Raw genomic sequence first — 26129 nt, 5'->3', positions numbered from 1 at the left:
TTGATACGTGGCGGTTCGAGTCCGGCGTGCGTAGATTGTGGACGGCGTGCTTTGATGTGCGACCGGCAATGGCAAGCGCCATCGATTCTTGTATTTGTCCTTCTCCGGGGTTGGGCTATACAGAGCGCTTATTGTCGAGGGGCCGATGAAGGCGTTTCTGCGTGGCTTTGAGTGGCCGATGGAGTTGCAGCAATTGCTTGTGGTCCTGGCTTTAGATAGTAACCAATCGCTCCGCCAACTGCTGCGGAGAACAAAGCAATCAATGCCTTCTCCATTAAGTCATCTTTTTTCCGGTCCCAGAAGGTTTTTTTCTCGTGACGGCGTATGCCGAAGAATCGCGTGCGGACGCTGGGACGGGTGGCATAGCGAAAAGCGAAAGCAATTAAGCCTGCCACAGTCAAAGCGAATCCCGGGAGGTGAAACTGCGAGGATTTTGCAAATAACATTGGCACCCCTGCTAAGAGTGGCCAAAGCGAGGCGGCGAAAAATACTGGATGTTCAGACAACCACGTCCCCGATGCGTTATGTCTGATGATGTTGGATACGCGCTCAAATAGCGCAAGAGTTTCTGTCGAAGCTCCTAACGTCGAGACCTCAACCTTACCATTGAAATCACTCGTGCTAAGTGACACCGCATAGATATCGCGGCTTTTGATCTCTAGTGTTGCTCGTCCTCGCTCTCCAAGGTACTCGAACAGATCATCATCTTCTTCTATTTCGTAGCCGTCACTCTCTATTTTTGGGCGCACGCCGTCGATAGTTAATAACTCGACAATATCTTCGACTTCGTCCCTGTACAGCTTACAGTGTGCAAACACTTGTTTCGAGCCGATAGTCGCTCGCTTCATTGCTTCCCCTTGAGTAGCTGCCCAAACGTTCTTTTTGGCGAATCGGTTCTCGATTATCCCTGACCCTAGCTCGCTGTTCCGGTCTAAGCGGCAGCGCCGTGCGCCTCATCATCTTTAGCATTAAGCGCTTCTACTATATTTTGCATCCGGTCTTTTTCCGGGTCGCTAAGGGACGGTTCCTGAAGCATATAAGCATGCCAGAAACGCTCGCGTTCGCGCGTGTCGGGGTTATGCTTCTTGACGGCAAAATACATGTCTAACAGGTCACGAATGATCGCAGCCGTGGGCCGCCCTTCAGCATAGGCGGCGGCTTTCAGCATTTCGGCTTGTGTCTTCAGCATACGCACAGGTATCGTTTGCCCAGTCGGCAGGCCGTCCAACGTGTCCGGGTCTAGCACGTACTCCCGCAGCATTTTCGGCTCGACCACCACCACGTCAAACACCTTTGCAGCAGGGTTCAATAACGCAGCAAACTCGCTGTCCGTGCGCACGGTCTCGACCGCCGCAAGACGCATGGCCTCTGCCCGGTCTGGAGTCCTGAGGGAGTATCGAAGTTCATCACGCCCGTAATGCTCTCGTAGTGCAGTGGGTACCTTGCGGCGAAAGTAATAGCGGCCGCCCCGCTTTTCTAAATGGCTCATTGCTGTATCGTCCGGTGGCAGTGGTGGGTGTTCCACCGGTCGCAGTCCAAACTAAGTACTTGATCCGCTTGATTTTTCTTATAAATCAAGGCCTTGTGACGCCGCTCAGAATCAGAACGATTATCATAGAGGCTTGCAGGCACGCCGTGCCTGGCGTTAATGACGAAAGCCAGATTGTAACGAATGCCCGCCTCCCCTGCCGCACCCGCCCTGCGCGTGGTCCTCGATTCGAACGTATGGATCGACATCCTCGTCTTCGACGATCCACACACGCGTCCCATCCGCGCCGCCCTTGAAAGCGGCGCGCTCGAAGCGTTGATCGACGCCCGCTGTCTCGCGGAGCTCACCTACGTGCTCGACTACCCGCAGTTTGCCAAACGCGAGGTGGACAAGGCGGAGGCGCTTGCAACCGTGACGCGCCTCGCACAACTGGTCGAGCAAGCCGAGCCGGCGCTAGCCGCCGCGCCGGCTGAAAACGTCCGCCCGCTGCCGAAGTGCAAGGACCGCGACGACCAGAAGTTCCTCGAGCTGGCGCACGCCGCGCAAGCCGACTGGCTGGTGTCGAAAGACCGTGCGGTGCTGAAACTGGCGCGCCGCATCGCCCGCGACTTCGGTTTCCAGATTGCAGAGCCGAGGCCGTTCGTCGCCTCCTGCGTCCTGCAGGCCGACGAGCCCGCGCCGGCCTGACGCGCACACTACGCGCAGATTCCCTACAATCGAGCTTCACCCTGTCCTCAAGACCATCGTTTAAGCACCGATAGCGCCATGAATGCACCGCACGACACGCCGATGATCCCGTCGTTTCCGTCCCGTCTGCCGGACGTGGGCACCACCATTTTCACCGTGATGAGCGCGCTCGCCGCGGAAAAAGGGGCCGTGAACCTCGGCCAGGGCTTTCCGGACTTCGGTTGCGATCCGCGTATCGTCGACGCGGTGGCAAAGGCCATGCGCGACGGCCACAACCAGTACCCGCCAATGGCAGGCGCGGCGCCCCTGCGCCAGGCAATCTCGGACAAGATCGCCAGCCTGTACGGCCGCCGCTATGACGCGAACAGCGAGATCACCGTCACGGCGGGCGCCACCCAGGCGCTCCTGACTGCGATTCTCTGCACCGTGCACCCGGGCGACGAAGTGGTCGTGGTCGAACCCACCTATGACAGCTACGTGCCGTCGATCGAACTGGCCGGCGGCAAGCCGGTGTTCGTCACGCTGGAAGCGCCCGAGTACAGCATCCCGTTCGACAGGCTCGCCGCCGCGATCACGCCGAAAACCCGCCTGTTGCTGATCAACACGCCGCACAACCCGACCGGCACGGTCTGGCGCGCCGAGGACATGCGCAAGCTCGAAGAAATCGTCCGCGGCACCAACGTGCTGATCCTGTCCGATGAGGTCTACGAGCACATGGTGTATGACGGCGCGCCGCATGAGAGCGTCGCGCGCTACCCGGAGCTCGCGCAGCGCAGCTTTGTGGTGTCGAGCTTCGGCAAGACCTATCACGTGACGGGCTGGAAGGTGGGCTACGTGGCCGCGCCCGCCGCGCTCACAGCCGAATTCCGCAAGGTCCATCAGTTCAACGTGTTCACGGTGAACACGCCCATGCAGGTGGGCCTCGCGGACTACATGCGCGACCCGGCGCCGTATCTGGACCTGCCGGCCTTCTATCAGAAGAAACGCGATTTCTTCCGCGCCGGCCTCGCCAACACCCGTTTCAAGCTGCTGCCGTGCACCGGCACCTACTTCCAGTGCGTCGACTATTCGGCCATCAGCGACCTGCCGGAAGCCGAATTCGCGCAATGGTTGACCGCCGAGATCGGCGTCGCCGCAATTCCGGTGTCGGCGTTCTATCACGAGACGCATGAATCGGGGGTGGTGCGCTTCTGCTTCGCGAAGCAGGAAAGCACACTCGCCACGGCGCTCGAACGGCTGGCGCGTCTCTAGAATGACGCCCGCGATGCCGCGAACGAACCTGCGTTCTGCGCCATCGCCAGCGGCAGCGGCGCGCGTCTGCGCCTGTGCGCCGCTGGGCAAGACAAGCAGAGCGAGCCGCCCGAGCTTCTCACACCAGCGAGACAGTTCGAACGGCTGCCGCCCCTCGCTACTTCGCGGTCGCCGCGATGTAAGCCTTGCGGTCCGCCGTCACACGCTGCGCCGCGGGCCGCTCGCCCACCGCCTTCACGTAGCGTTTCCAGTCCACGCCCGCATCGAGCAGAAAGTCGCGGCCGTAGATGATCTGCGTCGTCATGCCGACCAGCGGCAGGCTCACGAACCCGGCTATATCGGCCACGCTGAATCTGTCCCCGCGCAGAAACGGCTCGAACTTCGCGAGCCGTTTGAAGCCGGCAATATGCCGCGTCAGCAGCTTTTCCACTCGCCCCTTGGTTGCGTCGGTCACCGTGCCGCCGAAGAAGGCTTCCTTGTAGAGATCGCGCGCCACCAGTTCCAGGTGCAGATCGACGAACGTGATCAACTCGCGCTCTTTGGCAGCTTCCCATGGGTCTGCGGAAAAAATCCCCTTCTCGGGAAAGCGCGCGTGCAGGTACTCGATAATCGCCTGCGATTCGCACAGGTCGCCCTGCCCGGTCTGAATGAACGGCACCTTGCCGAGCGGCGAATGCGCGAGCAGCGACTCTTCCTGGCCCGTCATCACGAAAGACTCCTCGAACGGGATGTCATGTTCGAGCAGCACGAATTTGACTTTGTTGTAGTAGTTGGACAGCGCAAAGCCGCACAGTTTGATCACCGGGTGTCTCCTTGTGTCAGGTGGTCGGGGCCGCTCATTAGAACCGAACTGGTGGCCTTTGAATCAATCATCCAGTAAATTGCACGATCGTGCTATTCTAAAATAACCATGGAGTCGAGCAACCCAATGACCTCTCGCAATTACAGCATCGAGACTATCGGCATTGTCGGAACGGGCGCAATGGGGCGCGGCATCGCGCAGATCGCCGCGCTGGCGGGCCTGACGGTCCGTTTGTACGACACCAACCCGGCTGCCGTCGGAGCGGCGCGCGACTACCTCGCAGAGACCTTCGCCAAACTCACCGCCAAAGGCAAGCTCGACCAGGCCCGCTCGCTCGCGGCGCTTGCCAACGTGACCGGCGCACAGGCGGTCGGCGACCTGGCGGACTGCGACCTGGTAGTCGAGGCCATCGTCGAAAAGCTCGATGTCAAGCAGACCCTCTTTCGCGAACTGGAAACCGTCGTCAGCGGCCGCTGCCTGCTGGCGTCGAACACGTCGTCGCTGTCGATCACGGCAATTGCCGCCGGCTGCACCGACCCGTCGCGCGTGGTCGGCTATCACTTCTTCAACCCCGTGCCGCTGATGAAGGTCGTCGAAGTAATCGACGGACTGCGCAGCGACCCTGCCGCCGGCGATGCGTTGATGGACCTCGCGCGCCGCATGGGGCATACGCCGGTGCGGGCGAAAGATATGCCGGGCTTCATCGTCAATCACGCCGGGCGCGGCATGAATACCGAGGGCCTGCGCGTGGCCGGCGAAGGCGTCGCGAGCTTTGTCGAGATCGATCGCATCATGCGCGAGCAGGCCGGCTTTCGACTCGGCCCGTTCGAGCTGCTCGATCTGACTGCGCTCGACGTGTCGCATCCGGTGATGGAATCGATCTATCATCAGTTCTACGAAGAACCGCGTTTCACGCCGTCACCGATCACCGGCACGCGGCTCGCGGGTGGCCTGATCGGCCGCAAGACAGGCGAAGGTTTTTATCGCTACGACGACGGCAAGCAACAGGTGCCTGACGAAGCGGCCGCGCCGACGGTGTTGCCTGAGCGCGTGTGGGTCAGCAGGCGCTATCCCGAAGCACGTGAGGCTTTGTTGCAACTGATCGCCAAGGCCGGAGTTGCGCTCGATGAGGGCAATACGCCCGCGGCAGACTCGCTTATCATCGTCACACCGTTTGGCCACGATGCAACCACCGCAGCCGTCGACGAAGGCCTCGATGCGCGCCGCGTCGTCGCCGTGGACGCACTGTTCCCGTTCGCCGCCGCGCAACGCCGCACGTTGATGACCACGCCGGCCACGACCCGGATCGCACGCGACACCGCGCATGCGCTGCTCGCCGCAGACGGCATCCCCGTAACGGTGATCCGGGATTCGACCGGCTTCGTGGCGCAGCGCGTGGTGGCGACGATCGTCAACATCGGCTGCGAGATCGCGCAGAAGCAGATTGCCACGCCCGCAGACATCGACCTCGCGGTCACGCTCGGCCTCGGCTATCCGCGCGGCCCGCTCGCGCTCGGAGACGCACTCGGCGCACGCACCATTCTCACGATTCTGCGCAACATGTTCAGCGTGCTGGGCGACCCGCGCTACCGTCCGTCGCCGTGGCTCGCGCGGCGCGCGCAACTGGGTCTGTCATTGACGCAAGGCGACGCCGCCGATGCACAACCGGAGGACCAGTCATGAGCGCCGAACTGCTCACCTCACGCCCGGATGAAAGCGAATCGACGCTCGTCCTCACGCTCTCGAACCCCGGTCTGCGCAACGCCTTGCATCCCGACATGTACGCAGCGGGCATCGAGGCGCTCAATAGCGCCGAACGCGATCCATCGGTGCGCGCGGTGGTCATCACGGGTGCGGACCAGTTCTTTTGCGCCGGCGGCAACCTGAACCGGCTGCTGGAGAATCGCGCGAAAGATCCTTCCGTGCAGGCACAAAGCATCGACCTGCTGGGCGAGTGGATCGAGTCTGTACGCGGATTGTCGAAGCCGGTCATCGCCGCAGTGGAAGGCGCCGCGGCCGGCGCGGGCTTCTCGCTGGCGCTGGCGTGCGATCTGCTGGTCGCCGCCGACGATGCCAAGTTCGTGATGTCGTACTCACGCGTCGGCCTGACGCCCGACGGCGGCGGCTCGTGGTTTCTCGCCCAAGCCTTGCCTTACCAGCTTGCCACTGAAGTTCTGCTCGAAGGCAAACCAATCGGCGCCGCGCGCCTGGCCGAACTTGGCGTGGTCAACCGTCTCGCCAAACCCGGTGCGGTACGCGAGACCGCGATCAGCTGGGCCGACGATCTCGGCAAGATTTCGCCCAACGCCACGGCCCGCATCAAGGGCTTGATCGCCACGGCCCGCACGCAGCCGCTCGCCAATCATCTGGTGGCCGAACGCGACAACTTCGTCGCCTCGCTGCATCACCGCGACGCACTCGAAGGCATCAGCGCGTTCCTCGAAAAACGCGCCCCCCGGTACAAGTGAGCACCCATTTGCGAGTAAGCCAGCGAGGCCGACATGCCTGAGTACCAACTGCCCAAACGGCGTCGCATCTACCTGATGCGCCATGGCGACGTAACGTACTTCGATGCCACGGGGCGCGCCATCGATCCGGAAACGGTGCCGCTGAACGCCCACGGCCGCGACCAGGCGAGCGCCGCCGGGCACGCATTCGCCGCGCATCAGATCCGCTTCGACCGGGTCATTGTCAGCGGCTTGCCGCGCACCGTCGAAACTGCCCAGCGTGTGCTGGCTGAAACCCATCAGCACATCGACCTCGATGTCGAACCCGCGTGGCAGGAAATTCGCGGCGGCAGGCTAAACGATATTCCGGCGGCCGATATTGAAGCCGCCTTCCTCAGCGTATTCGACGGCGTGGTCCCTGAGAGCACGCGCTTTCTTGGCGGTGAAACGATCGGCGAGCTATTCGACCGCGTGCTGCCGGCGCTCGCGACGCTGCGCGAGGACACGTCGTGGGACACCGTGCTGCTGGTTCTGCATGGCGGCGTGAATCGCGCGCTCCTTTCGCATGCCATCACGGCAGGCGGGCGCACGTTCTTCGGCCATCTTTCGCAGGCCACCGGTTGCATCAACGCACTGGACGTAGGCGAGGCCCCGCACGACTGGGTGCTGCGCACGCTCAACTACGCCCCGCCGTCGCCGCTGCATCGCGATGTACGGAACACGACGATGGAAATGCTCTACGCCCAGTTCATCCAATACAAGCGCGAGGCGTAGCGAACACTCACCTGGAGGAGACAAATGGGCGAAGCCACGAAGACGGGCGAACCTGAACACAAACCGGATTACTCGGCGTTCGTCGGCACGCGGCCGGTTACAGAGCGGCAGCGCTTCGACAGTGACGCGCTCGGCGCCTGGCTGGCACAACATGTGGATGGCTTCGCGGGACCGCTCACTATCGAGCAGTTTGCGGGTGGCCAGTCGAATCCCACCTTCAAGCTGATCACGCCGTCGCGCACCTATGTGATGCGCGCGAAACCCGGGCCTACGGCGAAACTGCTGCCGTCCGCACATGCAATCGAGCGCGAGTACCGCGTCATGCATGCGCTCGCCGGCACCGACGTGCCGGTCGCGCAGATGCTCGCGCTGTGCGAGGACGAAAGCGTGATCGGCCGCGCATTCTACGTGATGGAGTTCGTCGAGGGCCGCGTACTGTGGGACCAGTCGCTGCCCGGCATGACACCCACTGAGCGCAGCGAGATCTACGACGAGATGAACCGCGTGATCGCCGCACTGCATAGCGTCGATGTGGCCGCGCTCGGTCTCGCCGACTACGGCAAACCGGGCAACTACTTCGCACGGCAGATCGGCCGCTGGAGCAAACAGTATCTCGCTTCGGAGACCGAGCCGATCGAAGCCATGACACGCCTCATTGAATGGCTGCCGCAGCATATGCCGGATGAAACCGGCGCGCGTGTCTCGATCGTCCACGGCGACTACCGGCTCGACAACCTGATCTTCCATCCGCATGAACCACGCGTACTCGCCGTGCTCGACTGGGAGCTGTCGACGCTCGGCGACCCGCTTGCCGACTTCGCTTATCACTGCATGGCGTGGCACGTCGATCCGGCGCAGTTCCGCGGCATTGCAGGGCTCGACTGGGCCGCGCTCGGCATCCCCGATGAAGCACAGTACGTGGAACGCTATTGCGCACGCACCGGCTTTGAGATTCACGGCGACTGGAACTTCTATCTGGCCTACAACATGTTCCGGATCGCGGCGATCCTGCAAGGCATCATGAAACGCGTCGTCGACGGCACCGCGGCAAGCGCGCAAGCGCTCGATGCAGGCCGGCGCGCAAAGCCCATGGCGGAGCTCGCCTGGCGCTACGCGCAGAAAGTGCGCTAACCGACACCCCCGTCATCCGCGAGGTCTTACATGAATTTCGATTACACCCCGAAGGTTCAGGCACTGCGCGAGAAACTGCTCGCCTTCTTCGACGAACACATCTACCCGAACGAAAAGGCCTTCGCCGGCGAAATCGCCCGTAACCGCGCAAACGGTAATGCGTGGTTGCCGACTGAGCTGATCGAGCAACTGAAGCAGAAAGCGCGCGACGCCGGCCTATGGAATCTGTTCCTGCCCGACTCCGCACGCGGCGCCGGCCTGACGAACCTCGAATACGCGCCGCTGTGCGAGATCATGGGACGCGTGCCCTGGGCGCCGGAAGTGTTCAATTGCAACGCACCCGACACCGGCAATATGGAGACCATCGAGCGTTACGGCAGCGAGGCGAACAAACACGAGTGGCTCGAGCCGTTGCTGCAAGGTCAGATTCGTTCTGCATTCCTGATGACCGAGCCCGAAGTGGCTTCGTCCGATGCAACCAACATCCAGACGAGCATCGTGCGCGACGGCGACCACTATGTGATCAATGGCCACAAGTGGTGGTCGTCCGGTGCGGGCGATCCGCGCTGCAAGGTGTACATCGTGATGGGCAAGACGGACCCTGAGGCGCCGCGCCACCAGCAGCAATCGATGATCCTGGTGCCCGCCGACGCAACCGGCATTACCGTGCACCGTCCGTTGACCGTGTTCGGCTATGACGACGCGCCGCACGGCCACATGGAGATCACGCTCGAAAACGTGCGCGTACCGGCCTCCAACATGCTGCTCGGCGAAGGGCGCGGCTTCGAGATCGCGCAAGGCCGGCTCGGGCCGGGCCGGATTCACCACTGCATGCGCCTGATCGGGCTTGCCGAACGCGCGCTCGAACTGATGGCGAAGCGCTCGCTGCAACGTGTGGCGTTCGGCAAGCCGGTGGCTGCCCAGGGCGTCACGCTGGAGCGTATCGCCGAAGCACGCTGCATGATCGAGCAGGCGCGGCTGCTGACGCTCAAGACTGCGTACATGATGGACACGGTCGGCAACAAGGGCGCACGCGGCGAGATTGCCATGATCAAGGTGGTGGCGCCGAACATGGCGTGCCAGGTAATCGACTGGGCCATGCAGGCGCACGGCGCGGCCGGTCTCAGCGAAGACTTTCCGCTCGCCTATGCCTACACGTCGGCACGCACGCTGCGCTTCGCCGATGGCCCGGATGAGGTGCACCGCAACGCTATCGCCAAGCTCGAACTCGCGCGCTATATGGATGCCGGGGCAGCGGCACGCGTGGAGACGCCGATTACCCGTTCGTGATACGGGACCGACCGCAACGCGGCGGTCGCGCCGGGTTCCCACCGTGGTCCCGCCGCGGTCTCACGGCCATTCGGCAGCTGCCCTGCAGCGTCGCCCGATCTATGCTCTAATTTTTGCCTGCTTCGGCGCCGCGTAGTGCGGCGCCGCTTTCATGCATGGGACCAGGGCCGCGCGCCTAAGCGCCTACTCCGGTCGACACAGGAGCCACAATGATCGACGTCTATAGCTGGGCGACCCCCAACGGCCACAAGGTTCACATCATGCTCGAAGAGACTGGGCTCGCCTACACCGCACACCCGGTCGACATCGGCGCCGGCGACCAGTTCAAGCCGGAATTTCTCGCCATCAGCCCGAACAACAAGATTCCCGCCATCGTCGATCCGGACGGCCCGAAAGGCGTCGACGGCAAGCCGTTCTCGCTATTCGAGTCAGGCGCAATCCTGGTCTATCTGGCCGAAAAAACCGGCAAGCTCCTGCCTGCCGATCCGGCCGGGCGCTACGCCACCCTGCAGTGGCTGATGTTCCAGATGGGCGGCATCGGTCCTATGCTCGGGCAGACGCATCATTTCCGCATCTATGCGCCGCAGCCGATCGAATACGCGATCAACCGCTATACGAACGAGACGCGACGTCTATATGGCGTGATGGACACGCAACTGGGCAAGACCCGTTATCTCGCAGGCAACGACTATACGATTGCAGATATTGCGTCGTTCCCCTGGACACGCTCGTGGCAAAACCAGGGTATCGAACTGGACACGTTCCCGCATGTGAAACGCTGGCACGAAGAAATCGCCGCGAGGCCGGCCGTGCTGCGCGGTGTGGAAGTACTGGCTTCGGCGCGCAAGCCGTTGATGGACGAGAAGGCGAAGGAAGTGCTGTTCGGCGCGACGCAGTACGCCAAGCACTGAGATTCAGTAGAACGGATGCGTGGACGGCGGGAAACCGTCCGCGCAATCCGCGAGTCGCATACCGTGTATGCGTCCGTCGTACTGACCTGGCTAGTACGACGGACGCTGCGACATGAATATCACCGCTTTTGCAGCCAACTGCTAGAAATAATGCCGCGTGATGAACTCCGCCACGCACACCGGCCGCTCACTACCTTGCCGTTCCAGCGTCACGTTCCACACCACCTGGACGCCCGACTCTTCCACATCATCCACGCTTGCCACGGCAAAACGCGCGCGAATTTCCGAGCCGACCGGCACGGGTGCGGTGAACCGCACCCGGTTCAGGCCATAATTGACGCCCATCCGTTGCTTGAGCGCCACCGTCTTTTCCAGCAGTCCCGGAATTAGCGACAAGGTCAGAAAGCCATGCGCGATCGGCCCGCCAAACGGCGATTCGCGCCGCGCCCGCTCGGGGTCGACATGAATCCATTGATGATCGCTGGTTGCGTCGGCAAAGCCGTTCACGCTCGCTTGATCAACGCGTAGCCATTCACTGACGAGCGGCTCGGCGCCCACCAGCGAACGGAGCGCCTGTGCGTCGAGCACGACCACCTCGCGCTTCATGCGCTTGACCCAGGATGGCGCAAGCCGAACAGCGCTTTGGAGCGCACGGTAATCACCGTCTCGCCGTGCTGGTTGATCCCCGCCCATTCGGTTGCAACGATGCCGCGGTCCGGCTTGCTCGACGACACGCGCTTGTCGAGCACCGCATTGGTCATGCGAATCGTATCGCCAACCCGCACCGGCTTGAACCAGCGGATTTCATCGACGCCCGGTGAACCCATCGAGGTTGAACCCGCGAGCACGTTGCGCACCAGCAGACCCATCATCACCGAACAGGTATGCCAACCGCTCGCGACCAGACCGCCGAAGGACGAAGCCGCCGCAGCGGCGTCGTCAACGTGAAACGGCTGCGGATCAAACTGCTCGGCAAACCGGACGATCTCGTCGTGAGTGAACGTGTGCTCACCGCATTCGACCACCGTACCGACTTCCATATCTTCGAAACTCAATCCCATCCCGATACCTCACTCGTTAGAGCCAGCGGCCAGCCAAGGGGTCATGCTTCAGCGCTGGCAAAATGTGACAGCGCGGCGAAACGCGCCAGATGATGGTCGACGTCGCCCAGCGTGGTTTCGATAATCGCCAGGCGCTTGAACAGGTGGGCTGCCGCCACTTCGTTCGTCACGCCCATGCCGCCGTGCAACTGCACCGCCTGCTGACCGACGAAACGCGCCGCCTGACCCACCCGCACCTTAGCCGCCGAGACCGCGCGGCGCCGTTCATCGGCATCGCTGCTCGCATAGCGCACGGTGGCCAGGTACGTCGCCGAACGCGCCTGCTCGGCATGAATCAGCATCTCCACCATCCGGTGTTGCAGAGCCTGAAAACGCGCAATCGGCTGACCGAATTGCTGCCGTGTCCTGGTGTATTCGACGGTGGCGTGATTCAGCGCGTCGAGTGCACCCACGGCTTCCGCGCACAGCAACACCGTACCATAGTCCGCGATCTGCTCGAGTGCAGCGGCCCCTGCATGCTGGCCGCCCAGACGCCGTGCCGGCGTGCCGGCAAATGCCAATGACGCCGCCCGCTGGCCGTCGATCGTGCGGTAGTCGGTGACCTGCGTGCCGGCCGCGTCGCGCGCGACCACGAACAGCGCGATCTCGCCGTTCAGACGCGCGGGCACAATCCAGTGGTCCGCCTGTGCACCGTGCAACACCACCGACTTCTTGCCGCTCAGCGCGTAATGCTCGCCTTGCTGCGTGGCGGTTGTGTCGACGGAAAACAGATCGTAGCGGGCATGCGGCTCATGAAACGCCACGGCGAGCTTGATCTCGCCTTGTGCCGCACGTTCGAGCAACGCAGTATCTTCGCTCTGCCCGGCGCTTGCCGAGCCCGTAACCCGCAGTGCCTCGATACCCACTGCCGTCGCCCAATACGGCTCGACCACCAGCGCCCGGCCCAGCTCCTGCATCACCACCAGCATATCGACAAGGCTGCCATTGAAGCCGCCCTGCTCTTCCGGCACCGGCAATGCGGTCAAACCGAGTTCGGTGAAGGCCGCCCAATGCGTATCGGAGACGCCCGCGTCCGAATAGACAATCGCCTGGCGCGCTTCGAAGCCGTAGTGCTTGTCCAGATAGCGGCGCAGTGCGTCGGCGAATTGCTGTTGTTCGTCGGTAAATGTGAAGTCCATGCGCCGCTCCTCAGAGTCCGAGAATCATCTGCGCGATGATGTTCTTTTGAATTTCGTTCGAGCCACCGTAAATCGACGTCTTGCGGAAGTTGAAGTAATACGCGGCCAGCGGCGCGGCATCGTCATCACCGGCCGTGCTGTGGGCGTGTTCGCCTTCGAGGAACGCGACATCGAACGGTGCCGCCATCGGTCCAACGGCTTCGAACATCAGTTCGGTCAAGCCTTGCTGAACCTCGGTGCCCTTGATTTTCAGCATCGACGCTTCCGGTCCCGGCCCGCGCCCGCCCACCTCATTGGCGACCACGCGCTGAACCGTCACTTCCAGCGCCATCAACTCGATTTCCAGGCTCGCGACCTTCGCAGCGAACACCGGGTCGTGCAGCAGCGGCTTGCCGTTTTTCTTCTGCTCGAGCGCGAGACGCTTCAGGAACATCAGTTCGCGCTTCGATTGCCCCACACGTGCAATGCCGGTGCGCTCGTGTCCGAGCAGGTACTTCGCGTAGGTCCAGCCGCGATTTTCTTCGCCGACCAGATTCTCGAGCGGCACCTTCACGTCCTCGAAGAACACTTCGTTGACTTCGTGATCTTCGTCGAGCGTGATGATTGGGCGCACGGTAATGCCCGGCGTCTTCATGTCGATCAGCAGGAACGAGATGCCCTCCTGCTTTTTCGCTCCGCTGTCGGTGCGCACGAGGCAGAACATCATGTCGGCGTGCTGGCCGAGCGTGGTCCAAGTCTTCTGGCCGTTGACGACGTAGTGGTCGCCAACGCGCTCGGCGCGCGTGCGCAGCGACGCCAGATCCGAGCCCGAGCCCGGTTCGGAATAGCCCTGACACCACCAGTCCGAGCCGTCCAGAATGCGCGGCAAGTAGCGGCGCTTTTGCGCCTCGTTGCCGTATTTCATCAGCACGGGCGCGACCATCGCGACGCCGAACGGCAGCACGGGAGGCGCGCCAATGCGGGCGCATTCTTCGTCCCAGATGTGCCGTTGTGTAGCGTCCCAGCCCGGACCGCCGTACTCCTTGGGCCAGGCAGTGGCCGACCAGCCGCGTGGGCCGAGCAGCTTGTGCCAGCTCGCGATGTCTTCGCGATTCAGACGCTTGTGATTGAGTACTTTGTCGCTCAGTTCGCGAGGCAGATTCGCTTCGAGCCAGGCGCGGATGTCGGCGCGGAACGCGTCGTCAGCGGGAGAGTAATTCAGATTCATGCGCAGTGTCTCCTGGCCGCGGCTGCCCGCCGCCAGTGAGCCGCTGCGCTATTGCAACGGTTCCTTCAGAGCGGCCGGGATCGGCAACGGCATCACTTCAATGCCTTCCTCGACCAAGGCTTTCGCATCTTCCGCTGTGGTGACACCGCGAATGTTGCGAGCGGGCGCTTCGTTGTAGTGAATGCGCCGCGCTTCCTCGGCGAAGCGGTCACCCACGTTCTCGGTCTTTTCCAGTACCTCGCGCAGCGCGCGCATGACGCGCGCCTGCATTTCCCCGGCGCCCGCAGGGGCTGGCGCCTCGGTCGCGCCCGACAGGTTCAGCCGGGGCGCCGACGGCAAACGGCTCACTTCGGTCGCGCCGCAAATCGGACATTCAACCAGCTTGCGGGACAACTGCGACTCAAAGTCTTCGGCGGAAGCAAACCAGCCTTCAAACCGATGGCCGTGCGGGCACTGTAAATCGAGGACCTTCATGTGGAATCAGGGCTTGCGTATGAGTTTAGCGCAAAATGGAAATTTGTGAACGATCGTTCGGAAATTTTGCGTGGCGCGCCTTTGGTACGTCAGTCCAGCGTATTTCCGCGTCCAGCAGCAATCGAGCACGCGTGCGCGATTTTAACGCTTCGGACCGATGCTCGCCGACCGGCCATAAATGACCACGGCAGCCGCGAGGGCTGCCGTGGTTTGCTGCGTGCCGGGCTGGTCCGGCGGCTTAGCCCGGATCCCGGGCCGCGCCGCCTGCAATCAGTTCGGCTCAGGCTCAGCGGCCGGCCATGTACCCGACAACACTTTCTCCAGCCAGAACGTGCCGATGATCGTCTTCACGTCGGTGATCTTGCCGGTCCGAACCCATTCGGAAACTTCAGGAACGGTTGCGGTGAACAGTTCGAGAAACTCGCCGTCGTCGAGCTTGCGCTCGCCGGCGGTCAAGCCGCGTGCGAGGTAGATGTCGATAAATTCAGTTGAGTACGAGATGATCGGATGAATCCGCGTCAAAAACACGTACTCGCGCGCCGTATAGCCGGTTTCTTCGCGCAGTTCACGCTTGGCACAGGCAAGCGCGCCCTCGTTCGGATCAAGCTTGCCAGCCGGATATTCATACATCACCTTGCCGATCGGATAGCGATACTGGCATTCCAGCAGCACGCGGCCATCGTCGAACAGCGGGATCACCATCACGGCGCCCGGGTGCTTCACGTACTCGCGTGTTGCGCTCTTGCCGTCCGGCAAGCGGACCGTGTCGCACTTGAGTGTCAGGAACGGACCCTGGTGGATCGTCTTGCTCTCGAGACAGGTCTCGGTAAGCGCTGCGTCGTGATCGGGAAGTTCAGCCATGTGCAACCTCAGGACAGCGTGGTGCGCGACAGCGCGAGCCGTCAGCGCCGTTTGACGAGATACTGGAAAGTGAAACCGGGAAACCCGAACACCAGAAACAGGCTGAAGGTGATCGCGTAGAACTGCCAGCCTTGCTCGAAACGGTTACCCGCGCGAGCTTCGAGCATGAAGCCGAATGCGCCCACTACAAAGTACAGTGCAATCAGCTCGGCAATTCGCAGCCACGCACTCTTCTTCTCCGCCTTGAGCGGCACGACGGCGAAGAGGCGTTGATTCAGGAACGGCAGGTTGGCGCCCGCGAGCGCCAACAACACAATAAACCAGCCAGCAGCAGACATCAGAGCGTCAGCGTATGGGTGATCGCTTGCAGACAGACCTTCAGCAGCGGATCCGGCACGATGCCGAGCACCAGCACGGCGAGACCGTTCAGCGCGAGCAGCGCACGGTTGCACGCATCACCCTTGATCGGCGTGGTGTCGAGCGGGTCGTCGAAGTACATGAGCTTGACGATACGCAGGTAGTAGAACGCGCCGAACAGCGAGGTGATCACGGCCAGCACGGCCAGCCACGTCAGACCGGCGTTCATCGTCGCTTGCAGCACGGCGAGCTTGGCGTAGAAGCCAACCGCCGGCGGAATGCCCGCGAGCGAGAACATCATGATCATCATCACGAACGCGAACACCGGGCTACGCTGATTCAGGCCCTTGAAGTCGTCGAGCGTCTCGGCTTCGAAGTCGCGGCGTGCCAGCAGCATGACGATGCCGAAAGTGCCGAGCGTCGTCACCAGGTAGACGATGCTGTAGAACATGGCCGAACCGTACGCGCTTGCGGCGCTGGCCGTCTTGCCGTCCACCACCCCGGCCAGCAGGCCGAGCAGGACGAAGCCCATGTTCGAGATCGCCGAGTAAGCGAGCATCCGCTTGACGTTGCGCTGCACGATACCGGTGATATTGCCGACGATCAGCGACAGCGCCGCAAGGATCACCAGCATTTCCTGCCAGTCCACTGCCAGCGGCAGCAGACCCATCACGAGGAAGCGCAGAGCCCATGCGAAGGCCGCGACCTTCGGGCCACCGCCGGTCAGCAGCGTCATGGCGGTCGGTGCGCCCTGATACACGTCAGGCACCCACATATGGAACGGCACTGCGCCCATCTTGAACGCCACGCCGGCCACGATGAAGATCACGCCGAACAGCAGGACCACGTCGTTGATACGGCCTGATGCCACGGCCTTGAACACTTCGTTGATGTCGAGCGATCCCGTTGCGCCGTAGAGCATCGAGATGCCGTACAGCAGGAAACCGGAGGCCAGCGCGCCGAGCACGTAGTACTTCATGGCCGCTTCGTTCGACTGGGCAGCGTCGCGGCGCAGCGCGATAACCGCATACAGCGACAGCGACATCAGTTCCAGACCGAGGTACAGCGTCAGGAAGTTGTTGCCCGAGATCATCACCAACTGGCCAAGCAGCGAGAACATGCCCAGCAGGAAGAAGTCGCCGCGGTACAGATCGCGGTCTTCCAGATACTTGCGCGAGTAGACGATCGACACCGTATAACCGAGCGATACCACCGCCTTCATCGTGTTGGCGAAGGCGTCCACCACGTACATGTGCCCGAAGAAGTAATGCACTTGCGGGTCGAAGGCATTCACGCCGAACCAGACGCCGGCAACCAGCGTCGAGATGAGGGCGATGAAATACGTGGTGCGTCGGGCCGCCTGGCCGAAGAACGTGTCGTTGAGCCACGCGATAACTACGGCGAGCATCAACAGGCCGTCGGGCAACAGGGCAGTCATAGGTGCGTTTTGCATGGTGTTTAGATTCCTCCGCTCTGCGTTACTGTGGCAACGGCAGTTTCGATTGCGCAACGTGGGAGAGGAGGTTTTCCACGGATACGTGCATCACATCGGTAAAGGGCTTCGGATACAGGCCCATGAACAACGTCAATGCGGCCAGCACGATCAGCATGAAGAACTCGCGATGGTTGATATCGAGCAGTTTCTTCACGTGGTCGTTTGCCACCGCGCCAAAATACACGCGCTTGTACATCCACAGCGTGTAGGCCGCGCCAAGAACCAGCGTGACCGCGGCGCCGCCTGCAATCCAGAAGTTGTACTGGACCGCAGCCAGAATCACCATAAATTCGCCGACAAACCCTGAGGTTCCCGGCAGGCCGCAGTTGGCCATTGCAAACAGCATCACCAGCGCCGCGAACTTCGGCATCGTGTTGACGACGCCGCCGTAATCGGCGATCTGGCGCGAGTGCATCCGGTCGTACAGCACGCCGATGCACAGGAACATCGCGCCGGAGACAAAACCGTGCGAGATCATCTGCACGATTGCGCCTTCCGCGCCGAGCTGGTTGAAGATGAAGAAGCCAAGCGTGACGAAGCCCATGTGCGCAATCGACGAATACGCAACCAGCTTCTTCATGTCGGCCTGCACCATCGCTACCAGACCAATGTAAATAACCGCAATCAGCGACAGCGTGATGACGACCGGTGCCAGGAAGTGGCTTGCGTCCGGCGTGATCGGCAGCGAGAAGCGCAGGAAACCGTAGGCGCCCAGCTTCAGCATGATCGCCGCCAGCACCACCGAGCCGCCGGTCGGCGCTTCCACGTGGGCGTCAGGCAACCAGGTGTGGACCGGCCACATCGGCACCTTCACCGCGAACGCAAGGAAGAACGCAATGAAGAGCAGCACTTGCGGCGTCATGCCGATCTTCAGGTTCTGCCATGTCGCCAGATCGAAGGTGCTGGTCTGCGTGTACAGATACAGCAGCGCGACCAGCATCAGCAGCGAGCCCATCAGCGTGTACAGGAAGAACTTGAACGCCGCATACACGCGGTTCGGGCCGCCCCACACGCCGATGATGATGTACATCGGGATCAGCGTCGCTTCGAAGAACACGTAAAACAGCATCCCGTCCGCTGCGCTGAACACGCCGACCATGATGCCGGAGAGGATCAGGAAAGAGGCGAAATACTGGGCCACGTTCTTCGTAATGACCTGCCACCCGGCAATCACCACGATCACCGTGATCAACGCCGTCAACACCACGAACCACATCGAGATCCCGTCGACCCCGAGGTGATACGCAATGTTGAAGCGCTCGATCCAATGCACATTTTCAACGAACTGCAGATCCGCCGTGCTCGAATCGAAGCTGGTGAACAGCGGAATCGTGACGATGAAGCTGAGAACCGAACCCACCAGAGCCAGCCAACGCGCCGGGCCAGGATTCTTGTCAGAACCGATAGCAAGAACCAGCAGGCCGAACACAATCGGCAACCAGATGGCAATACTTAAAATCGGATACGTGTGCATTGTGTGGTGTCCCCTCGCCTTCTCTTATTTGCCGCCAAGCGTTACAAACAGGGTCAGGAGCCCCAGCATGCCAATGATCATGGCAAACGCGTAGTGGTAGATGTAGCCCGACTGGAGGAAGCGGATCACCCCGGCAAACCAGCCGATAAAGCGTGCGCTGCCATTGACGATGCCGTCGATAACCACCACGTCGCCCTCTTTCCAGAGGCCCCGGCCGATTGCCACCGCGCCGCGTGCGAACACGACCTCGTTGATCTTGTCCATGTAGTACTTGTTATCGAGCAGCGTATAGATCGGGCCAAAGGCGCGGCGCACGACTGCCGGCAGATCCGGACGCTTCAGATACAGGAACCACGCGGTCACGACGCCGGCAAGCGCCAGCCAGACCGGCAGACCCGACACGGAGTACAAGCCCATCCGCGCCCAACCCGGGAATTCATCGGCCATCTCCGCCAACGCCGGATGGTTCGCGCCGATGTAGATCACCTTGTCGAACACCACGCCGTGCGCGAAGAAATCGCCGAACAGCAGCGGGAAAACCGCGATCGCACCGATGATGACCGACGGAATCGCCAGCAGCACCAGCGGCACCCACACCACCCACGGGCTTTCGTGCGGCTCGTGCGCATGGCCGTGATCGTCGTGGCCGTGATCGTCGTGGCCGTGACCATGATCGTCGTGACCGTGCGCAGCGTGGGCGGCGGCCTCGATCGCCATCGGCGATTCCGGATGCTTCGGCTTGCGGAAGCGCTCTTCGCCGTGGAACACCAGGAAGTACATGCGGAACGAGTACAGCGCCGTGACGAACACGCTCGCCACCACCGCGAAGTACGCGAAGCCCGAACCCGGCAGATGCGACAGCTTCACTGCATCGATGATCGAGTCTTTCGAGTAGAAGCCCGAGAAGAACGGCGTGCCAATCAGCGCCAGCGAGCCGATCAGCGACGTGATCCACGTGATCGGCATGTACTTGCGCAAGCCGCCCATGTTGCGCATGTCCTGATCGTGGTGCATGCCGATGATCACCGAACCCGCGCCGAGGAACAGCAGCGCCTTGAAGAACGCGTGTGTCATCAGGTGGAACATGGCGACCGGGTAAGCCGAGACGCCGAGTGCCACGGTCATGTAACCGAGCTGCGATAGCGTGGAGTAGGCCACCACGCGCTTGATGTCATTCTGGACAATCCCGAGGAAGCCCATGAACAGTGCGGTAATCGCGCCGATGATCGTGACGAACGACAGCGCCGTATCCGACAGTTCGAACAGCGGCGACATGCGCGTGACCATGAAGATACCGGCCGTCACCATGGTTGCCGCGTGAATCAGTGCGGAGATCGGCGTCGGGCCTTCCATCGAATCGGGCAGCCACACATGCAGCGGGAACTGCGCCGACTTACCCATCGCGCCGATGAACAGGCAAATACACGCGACCGTCAGCAGACCCCAGTGGGTGCCGGGGAAGGTCAGCGCGGCAAGCTCATGGCTCTTGGCGAACACGTCACCGTAGTTCAGCGAGCCGGCGAACGCCAGCAGGAGGCCAATGCCGAGCAGGAAGCCGAAGTCGCCCACGCGGTTGACGATGAACGCTTTCATGTTCGCGTAGATCGCGCTTTCGCGGGTGAAGTAGAAGCCGATCAGCAGATACGACACGAGGCCCACCGCTTCCCAGCCGAAGAACAGCTGCAGCAGGTTGTTGCTCATCACGAGCATCAGCATCGAGAACGTGAACAGCGCGATGTACGAGAAGAAGCGCTGGTAGCCGTCGTCGTCGGCCATGTAGCCGATCGTGTAGATGTGCACCATTAGCGACACGAAGGTCACCACGCACATCATCATCGCCGTGAGCGAGTCGACCAGGAAGCCGATTTCGAACTTCAGCTTGCCGACCGACATCCACTCGTAGATCGTCGCGTTGAAGCTCGCGCCGTTCATCACGTCGAAGAAGACGATGGCAGACAGAATAAAGGAGATCGCGACGCCGAGAATCGTGACCGTGTGGGCCCCTGCGCGCCCTACCGCCTTACCGAACAACCCTGCGATCAGGGAGCCGGCCAGCGGTGCAAGCGGTACCGCCAGCAACAGGTTTTCGTTGAGTGTCGTTGACATAACAGTCTTGCCTCGAGATTAACCTTTGAGCTGATCGAGATCCTCGACATTGATCGTGTCGAGGCTACGGAACAAGGTCACCAGAATCGCCAGGCCGATTGCCGCTTCCGCTGCCGCAACCGTCAGCACGAAGAAGACGAAGATCTGGCCGTGCACGTCGCCGAGGTAATGCGAGAACGCGACGAAGTTGGTATTCACCGCCAGCAGCATCAGCTCGATCGCCATCAGGATAATGATGACGTTGCGGCGGTTCAGGAAGATGCCCACAACGCTGATCGAAAACAGGATCGCGCCGAGCACAAGGTAGTGAGCAAGGGTCAACATAATTTCTCTCCTGTCTCCTCTCAGCTATTTTTAGCCGTTGCAGCAGCCGCGGCCGTCGCAGCAGCAGCGGCGGCTGCGGCCTCGGCTGCTGCGGCAGCTTCTTCCGCCGCGATCGTAGCCGCGGTCTTTTCGGAAGGCATCTTCACCACGCGCACGCGGTCTTGCGCGCGCACCTTGACCTGATCGCTCACGCGCTGGCGCTTGCTGTCCTTCGCGTGGCGCGTGGTCAGCGCGATGGCGGCGATGATCGCCACCAGCAGCACCAGACCTGCGACTTCGAACGCGAAGATGTAGTCGGTGTAGATCACTTTACCGATCAGGCGCGTATTCGACCAGTCTGCCATCGCGCTGCCGGCCGCAACCGTCGTGTCGCGCAGCGGCGTAACCGTCGCGCCGAAGCCGTGCCAGAGAATCAGCGCGGTTTCGATCACGATGATGCCGCCCACTACCGTGGCCATCGGCACGAAGCGCTTGAAGTCGCGCCGCAGGATGTCGATGTTGATGTCCAGCATCATCACCACGAACAGGAACAGCACCATCACCGCGCCCACATACACGAGCACCAGCAGGATCGCGAGAAACTCCGCCTGCAGCAGCATCCAGATGGCCGCCGCATTGAAGAACGCGAGCACCAGGAACAGCGCGGACGCCACCGGGTTGCGCGAGGTGATCACCTTCAGCCCGGACACCACCAGGAGCAGGGAGAAGATGTAGAACAGTACGGTCGTGAATTCCATGATTACCGGTTCATCGTTAGGCCATCGTCAGGCATTGTTCTTTGGCGCATACGCGCCACGCTACAGCGGTCAAGCAGCAGCCTACGGCCTGACTGCAGGCCGGTACAACCTGAAACGTCAAACTAAAGCGTATTCAACTTCAACGATACGGCGCATCCGCTGCCTTGTTCGCTGCGATCTCCGCTTCGTAGCGGTCGCCCACGGCCAGCAGCATGTCCTTCGTGAAATACAGGTCGCCGCGCTTCTCGCCGTGATACTCGAGAATGTGCGTCTCGACGATCGAGTCGACCGGGCAGCTCTCTTCGCAGAAACCGCAGAAGATGCACTTGGTCAGGTCGATGTCGTAACGCGTCGTGCGACGGGTATTGTCCGCGCGCGTTTCCGATTCGATCGTAATGGCGAGCGCCGGGCACACCGCTTCGCACAGCTTGCAGGCGATGCAGCGCTCTTCGCCGTTTTCATAGCGGCGCAGCGCGTGCAGCCCGCGAAAACGCGGCGAGATCGGCGTCTTCTCCTCGGGGAACTGCACCGTGATCTTGCGCTGGAACGTATAACGTCCGGTCAGCGCGAGACCCTTGAGCAGTTCCGTCAGGAAGAAGGTCTTGAAGAAGTTTTGGATTGCGGTCATAGGTTCGTCCGCCCTTTATTTCCAGATATTCAACGGCGACATGATCCAGAAGCCGACCACCACCAGCCACACCACGCAGACCGGAATAAACACCTTCCAGCCCAGACGCATGATCTGGTCATAGCGGTAGCGCGGGAACGTGGCGCGCGCCCAGATGAATACCGACAGCAGCAAGAAGACCTTGGCGACGAGCCAAACGATGCCCGGGATGAACGACAGGAAGCCGAACGGTGCGCTCCAGCCGCCAAGGAACAGGGTTGATGCGAGTGCCGAGATCACGATCATGTTGATGTACTCGGCGAGGAAGAACAGCGCGAACGCCATCCCCGAGTAATCGATCATGTGACCCGCGACGATTTCCGACTCCCCTTCCACCACGTCGAACGGGTGGCGGTTCGTTTCGGCGATGCCCGAAATGAAGTAGACGACGAACATCGGCAACAGCGGCAGCCAGTTCCATGACAGGAAGTTCAGGCCGTGGGCGGCGAAGAAGCCGCGCTCCTGCGAACCGACGATATCCGAGAGGTTCAGCGTGCCCGCGGTCATCAGCACGACCACCAGCGCGAAGCCCATCGAGATTTCGTACGACACCATCTGCGCCGCAGCGCGCATCGCGCCGAGGAACGCGTACTTCGAGTTCGAGGCCCAGCCGGCGAGAATCACGCCGTACACGCCGATCGACGAGATCGCCATCGCGTACAGCAGACCGGCGTTGATGTTGCCGAGCACCGCGCCCGCCTGGAACGGAATCACCGCCCAGACCGCAAAGGCCGGCACCACCACCATGATCGGCGCGATCAGGTAAATCCAGCGGCTCGCCTGGGCCGGCTGAATCACTTCCTTGAGCAACAGTTTCAGCACGTCGGCGATCGGCTGCAGCATCCCGCCGGGGCCGACGCGGTTCGGACCGAGACGCACGTGCATCCAGCCGATCAGCTTACGTTCCCAGAGAATCAGGTAAGCCACGCACAGCAGGATCACGACGGCTACCACCAGGATGCGCACCAGTGCCCACACCGTGGGCCATGCCGCACCGAGAAGTTGAGTGCCGCCCGAGTTGATCGATTCGAACATTTACGCCTTCTCCACCAGCAGTTCACCGAACAGGCTGCCCAGCGCTGCACCGGCAGGCGTGGCCGCCGATACGCGGACGACTGTCTCCGCAAGATTTGCATCGCGCACGGCCGGCAACTGGACCGAGTGCTCACCCTGGCGCACGCGCACCGCGTCGCCGTCTTTCAAGCCCAGCTTGTCGAACAGCGCAGCCGGCAGGCCGACCGTGTTCGCGGCGCGCGCGGCCGCCGTCAGATGCAGCGATTCCGCGCGGCGCACCAGCGGGTCGGCGTGGTAGATCGGCACATCGGCGATGCGCTCGAACGCGCCTTCGGCCGCCTTCGGCGCCGCACCGCGCGCCACTGCCACACCGGTCTTGTTCGACAGGCGCGCGCTCAGATCGCCGTCGCCCAGCGCCGCCGTGCGCACTTCTTCCGAGGTATCGAATTCGAAGCCCGGCACGCCGAGCAGGCTGCCGAGCACGCGCAACACCTTCCATGCCGGACGCGTGTCGCCGAGCGGGCGCACCACGCCGTTGAAGGTCTGCACCGTGCCTTCCGCGCTCACGAACGTGCCGGCCGTTTCCGTGAACGGTGCGATCGGCAGCAGCACGTCGGCGTAGTCAGCACCAGTCTGGAACGGCGACAGCACCACGACCATTTCAGCCTGGTTCAGCGCGGCCAGTGCCTGCGCCGGGTTGGCCGTGTCGAACTCCGGTTCGACGTTGAGCAGCACATAACCCTTGCGCGGCTGTTCGAACGCTTCGCGAGCGTTCAGGCCGCCCTCGCCCGGCAACGCGCCGACGAGGTGCGCACCCACCGTGTTCGCCGCTTCCGTGAGGAAGCCGAGCGTCGCGCCGGTGGTGTCGGCGATCCATTGAGCCGCCGCATGAATGCGGGCGAAGTCCGGATGGCGGACCGCGCCGTTGCCGAGCAGCACGAAACGCAGCTCACCGGCCGCGAGCGACGCTGCGGCCTGCTTGTGTGCGTCGCTTGCCTGCGTACCGGCGAAAGCTTCCGGCAAAGCCGCGCCGCGCGCTTCCGCAACCGCAGCCGCGATACCGGCAATCTGCTCCAGCCATGCGGACGGCGCAGCGACCACGCGCTTTGCTTGCGGGATCAGTGCGTCGTCATGGGTGGCTTGCACGAGGGTCAGCTCGGCGCCGTTCTTGGCAGCCTGGCGCAGACGAGCGGCAAACAGCGGATGATCGCGGCGCAGGTCCGAGCCGATAATGAGCGCCGCGTCGACGTTCGACAGATCGGCGATCTTCGTGCCGAGCCACGGTGCGCCATTCACCGGCGCCGAGAAATCCGTCTGGCGCAGGCGGAAGTCGACGTTAGGCGTGCCGACCGCTTGCGCGAGTTGCTTGATGAGGAACAGTTCTTCGACCGTGCTGTGCGGGCTGGCCAGTGCGGCCAGCGCTTCCGCGCCGTGATCGCCCTTGATGCCCTTGAGGCCCTTGACGACGTAGTCGAGCGCGCTTTGCCAGTCGGTTTCAACCCACTTGCCGCCTTGCTTCAACATCGGCTTGGTGAGGCGTTCCGGGCTGTTCAGGCCTTCATACGAGAAGCGGTCCTTGTCCGAAATCCAGCATTCGTTGATCGCTTCGTTTTCGAACGGCAGCACGCGCATCACGCGGTTGTTCTTGACCTGCACCACGAGGTTCGCGCCGACCGAATCGTGCGGGCTCACCGACTTGCGGCGCGACAGCTCCCAGGTGCGGGCGCTGTAGCGGAACGGCTTGCTGGTCAGTGCGCCGACCGGGCACAGATCGATCATGTTGCCCGACAGTTCGGAGTCGACCGTCTTGCCGACGAACGAGGTAATTTCCGAATGCTCGCCGCGGCCCAGCATGCCCAGTTCCATCACGCCGGCCACTTCCTGGCCGAAGCGGACGCAACGCGTGCAGTGAATGCAGCGCGTCATTTCTTCCATCGAGATCAGCGGGCCGACGTTCTTATGGAACACCACGCGCTTTTCTTCGCTGTAGCGCGAGGACGACTTGCCGTAGCCCACCGCCAGATCCTGCAACTGGCATTCGCCGCCCTGGTCGCAGATCGGGCAATCGAGCGGGTGGTTGATCAGCAGGAATTCCATCACGGCTTGCTGACCCTGCACGGCCTTTTCGGACTTGGTGCGCACGATCATGCCCGCCGACACCGGCGTGGCGCATGCAGGCACGGCCTTCGGCATCTTTTCGACGTCGACCAGGCACATCCGGCAGTTGGCCGCAATCGACAGCTTCTTGTGATAGCAGAAGTGAGGAATGTACGTGTCGACCTTATGCGCAGCCTGGATCACCATGCTGCCTTCAGGCACCTCTACTTTCTTGCCGTCTATTTCAAGTTCAACCATGATGGTCAATCTTCCTTAACCTGTTACCGCTCAATCG

The 26129-nt window shown here is 62.1% G+C and carries 26 protein-coding genes; 8 read left to right on the top strand and 18 right to left on the bottom strand.

Annotation, left to right across the window (positions count from 1 at the left end; translation table 11 throughout):
• Window positions 1-128: 128 nt before the first annotated feature.
• Both FFS45_RS10475 and FFS45_RS10470 read right to left on the bottom strand, forming a co-directional pair.
• Window positions 129-848, bottom strand: coding sequence for a hypothetical protein (locus tag FFS45_RS10475; protein ID WP_137954559.1), 720 nt, complete (start codon window positions 846-848; stop codon window positions 129-131).
• A gap of 83 nt (window positions 849-931) precedes the next feature.
• On the bottom strand, window positions 932-1489 hold the full coding sequence (locus FFS45_RS10470) for a DUF6538 domain-containing protein (RefSeq protein WP_137954558.1): 558 nt from the start codon (window positions 1487-1489) through the stop codon (window positions 932-934).
• A gap of 183 nt (window positions 1490-1672) precedes the next feature.
• Here FFS45_RS10470 and FFS45_RS10465 point away from each other — a divergent pair, with 183 nt between their 5' ends.
• A complete protein-coding gene (locus FFS45_RS10465; RefSeq protein ID WP_137954557.1) occupies window positions 1673-2176 on the top strand; it encodes a putative toxin-antitoxin system toxin component, PIN family in 504 nt (167 codons plus the stop codon).
• Between the two features lie 78 nt (window positions 2177-2254).
• Window positions 2255-3427, top strand: coding sequence for a pyridoxal phosphate-dependent aminotransferase (locus FFS45_RS10460; protein WP_137954556.1), 1173 nt, complete (start codon window positions 2255-2257; stop codon window positions 3425-3427).
• 157 nt (window positions 3428-3584) lie between these two features.
• Here FFS45_RS10460 and FFS45_RS10455 read toward each other — a convergent pair whose 3' ends face one another.
• Window positions 3585-4229: a glutathione S-transferase gene (locus FFS45_RS10455; RefSeq protein WP_137954555.1), complete on the bottom strand. Its 645-nt coding sequence runs from the start codon at window positions 4227-4229 to the stop codon at window positions 3585-3587.
• A gap of 126 nt (window positions 4230-4355) precedes the next feature.
• On the opposite strand from FFS45_RS10455, the gene FFS45_RS10450 reads away from it, so the two are divergent.
• The 6 genes from FFS45_RS10450 to FFS45_RS10425 all read left to right on the top strand — a co-directional run bounded on the left by FFS45_RS10450 (window position 4356) and on the right by FFS45_RS10425 (window position 10782).
• Window positions 4356-5912 (top strand): 3-hydroxyacyl-CoA dehydrogenase, encoded by a 1557-nt coding sequence (locus FFS45_RS10450; protein WP_137954554.1) that lies wholly within the window; start codon window positions 4356-4358, stop codon window positions 5910-5912.
• Window positions 5909-6697 (top strand): oxepin-CoA hydrolase, alternative type, encoded by a 789-nt coding sequence (locus FFS45_RS10445; RefSeq protein ID WP_137954553.1) that lies wholly within the window; start codon window positions 5909-5911, stop codon window positions 6695-6697. Before FFS45_RS10450 ends, FFS45_RS10445 begins: the two co-directional genes overlap by 4 nt.
• Window positions 6698-6730: 33 nt before the next feature.
• Window positions 6731-7450 carry a histidine phosphatase family protein gene (locus FFS45_RS10440; RefSeq protein WP_137954552.1) on the top strand — a complete coding sequence of 240 codons (720 nt, stop codon included), beginning with the start codon at window positions 6731-6733 and terminating at the stop codon, window positions 7448-7450.
• A 24-nt stretch (window positions 7451-7474) separates the two neighbouring features.
• Window positions 7475-8581 carry a phosphotransferase gene (locus FFS45_RS10435; RefSeq protein WP_137954551.1) on the top strand — a complete coding sequence of 369 codons (1107 nt, stop codon included), beginning with the start codon at window positions 7475-7477 and terminating at the stop codon, window positions 8579-8581.
• A gap of 30 nt (window positions 8582-8611) precedes the next feature.
• Window positions 8612-9871: an acyl-CoA dehydrogenase family protein gene (locus FFS45_RS10430; RefSeq protein ID WP_137954550.1), complete on the top strand. Its 1260-nt coding sequence runs from the start codon at window positions 8612-8614 to the stop codon at window positions 9869-9871.
• 209 nt (window positions 9872-10080) lie between these two features.
• Window positions 10081-10782: a glutathione binding-like protein gene (locus tag FFS45_RS10425; protein ID WP_137954549.1), complete on the top strand. Its 702-nt coding sequence runs from the start codon at window positions 10081-10083 to the stop codon at window positions 10780-10782.
• A gap of 141 nt (window positions 10783-10923) precedes the next feature.
• On the opposite strand, the gene FFS45_RS10420 is transcribed toward FFS45_RS10425, so the two are convergent.
• The 15 genes from FFS45_RS10420 to nuoG all read right to left on the bottom strand — a co-directional run bounded on the left by FFS45_RS10420 (window position 10924) and on the right by nuoG (window position 26092).
• A complete protein-coding gene (locus FFS45_RS10420; protein WP_137954548.1) occupies window positions 10924-11388 on the bottom strand; it encodes a MaoC family dehydratase in 465 nt (154 codons plus the stop codon).
• A complete protein-coding gene (locus FFS45_RS10415; protein ID WP_137954547.1) occupies window positions 11385-11843 on the bottom strand; it encodes a MaoC family dehydratase in 459 nt (152 codons plus the stop codon). The genes FFS45_RS10420 and FFS45_RS10415 overlap by 4 nt, the downstream gene beginning before the upstream one ends.
• Window positions 11844-11884: 41 nt before the next feature.
• Window positions 11885-13021, bottom strand: coding sequence for an acyl-CoA dehydrogenase (locus tag FFS45_RS10410; protein ID WP_137954546.1), 1137 nt, complete (start codon window positions 13019-13021; stop codon window positions 11885-11887).
• A gap of 10 nt (window positions 13022-13031) precedes the next feature.
• A complete protein-coding gene (locus FFS45_RS10405; protein WP_137954545.1) occupies window positions 13032-14228 on the bottom strand; it encodes an acyl-CoA dehydrogenase family protein in 1197 nt (398 codons plus the stop codon).
• A 48-nt stretch (window positions 14229-14276) separates the two neighbouring features.
• A complete protein-coding gene (locus FFS45_RS10400; protein ID WP_137954544.1) occupies window positions 14277-14702 on the bottom strand; it encodes a DUF1178 family protein in 426 nt (141 codons plus the stop codon).
• Between the two features lie 270 nt (window positions 14703-14972).
• Window positions 14973-15563, bottom strand: coding sequence for an NUDIX hydrolase (locus FFS45_RS10395; RefSeq protein WP_137954543.1), 591 nt, complete (start codon window positions 15561-15563; stop codon window positions 14973-14975).
• A 41-nt stretch (window positions 15564-15604) separates the two neighbouring features.
• Window positions 15605-15901 carry a DUF2818 family protein gene (locus FFS45_RS10390; RefSeq protein WP_137954542.1) on the bottom strand — a complete coding sequence of 99 codons (297 nt, stop codon included), beginning with the start codon at window positions 15899-15901 and terminating at the stop codon, window positions 15605-15607.
• Complete coding sequence (gene nuoN / locus FFS45_RS10385) at window positions 15901-17373, bottom strand: NADH-quinone oxidoreductase subunit NuoN (RefSeq protein ID WP_137954541.1); 1473 nt, start codon at window positions 17371-17373, stop codon at window positions 15901-15903. The genes FFS45_RS10390 and nuoN overlap by 1 nt, the downstream gene beginning before the upstream one ends.
• Before the next feature lie 25 nt (window positions 17374-17398).
• Window positions 17399-18889, bottom strand: a complete 1491-nt coding sequence (locus tag FFS45_RS10380; RefSeq protein ID WP_137954540.1) for an NADH-quinone oxidoreductase subunit M — start codon at window positions 18887-18889, stop codon at window positions 17399-17401.
• A gap of 24 nt (window positions 18890-18913) precedes the next feature.
• The gene (gene nuoL / locus FFS45_RS10375) at window positions 18914-20995 is read right to left on the bottom strand and encodes an NADH-quinone oxidoreductase subunit L (RefSeq protein WP_137954539.1); all 2082 of its coding nucleotides are present in this window, start codon (window positions 20993-20995) and stop codon (window positions 18914-18916) included.
• A gap of 18 nt (window positions 20996-21013) precedes the next feature.
• Window positions 21014-21319 (bottom strand): NADH-quinone oxidoreductase subunit NuoK, encoded by a 306-nt coding sequence (gene nuoK / locus FFS45_RS10370; protein WP_090687962.1) that lies wholly within the window; start codon window positions 21317-21319, stop codon window positions 21014-21016.
• 20 nt (window positions 21320-21339) lie between these two features.
• Entirely contained in the window at window positions 21340-22056 is a 717-nt protein-coding gene (locus tag FFS45_RS10365; protein WP_137954538.1) for an NADH-quinone oxidoreductase subunit J, read from the bottom strand.
• Between the two features lie 139 nt (window positions 22057-22195).
• Window positions 22196-22684 (bottom strand): NADH-quinone oxidoreductase subunit NuoI, encoded by a 489-nt coding sequence (gene nuoI / locus FFS45_RS10360; protein ID WP_012401389.1) that lies wholly within the window; start codon window positions 22682-22684, stop codon window positions 22196-22198.
• Window positions 22685-22699: 15 nt separating this feature from the next.
• Window positions 22700-23758: an NADH-quinone oxidoreductase subunit NuoH gene (gene nuoH, locus FFS45_RS10355; protein ID WP_137954537.1), complete on the bottom strand. Its 1059-nt coding sequence runs from the start codon at window positions 23756-23758 to the stop codon at window positions 22700-22702.
• Window positions 23759-26092 carry an NADH-quinone oxidoreductase subunit NuoG gene (nuoG, locus tag FFS45_RS10350; RefSeq protein ID WP_137954536.1) on the bottom strand — a complete coding sequence of 778 codons (2334 nt, stop codon included), beginning with the start codon at window positions 26090-26092 and terminating at the stop codon, window positions 23759-23761. It lies immediately after the preceding gene.
• Between the last annotated feature and the right edge of the window lie 37 nt (window positions 26093-26129).

It is taken from the genome of Burkholderia sp. 4M9327F10 (genome assembly GCF_005503145.1).
GTDB lineage: Bacteria > Pseudomonadota > Gammaproteobacteria > Burkholderiales > Burkholderiaceae > Paraburkholderia.
The sequence above is the reverse complement of the archived record's forward strand: the minus strand, read 5'-3'. Positions and strand labels throughout refer to the sequence as shown.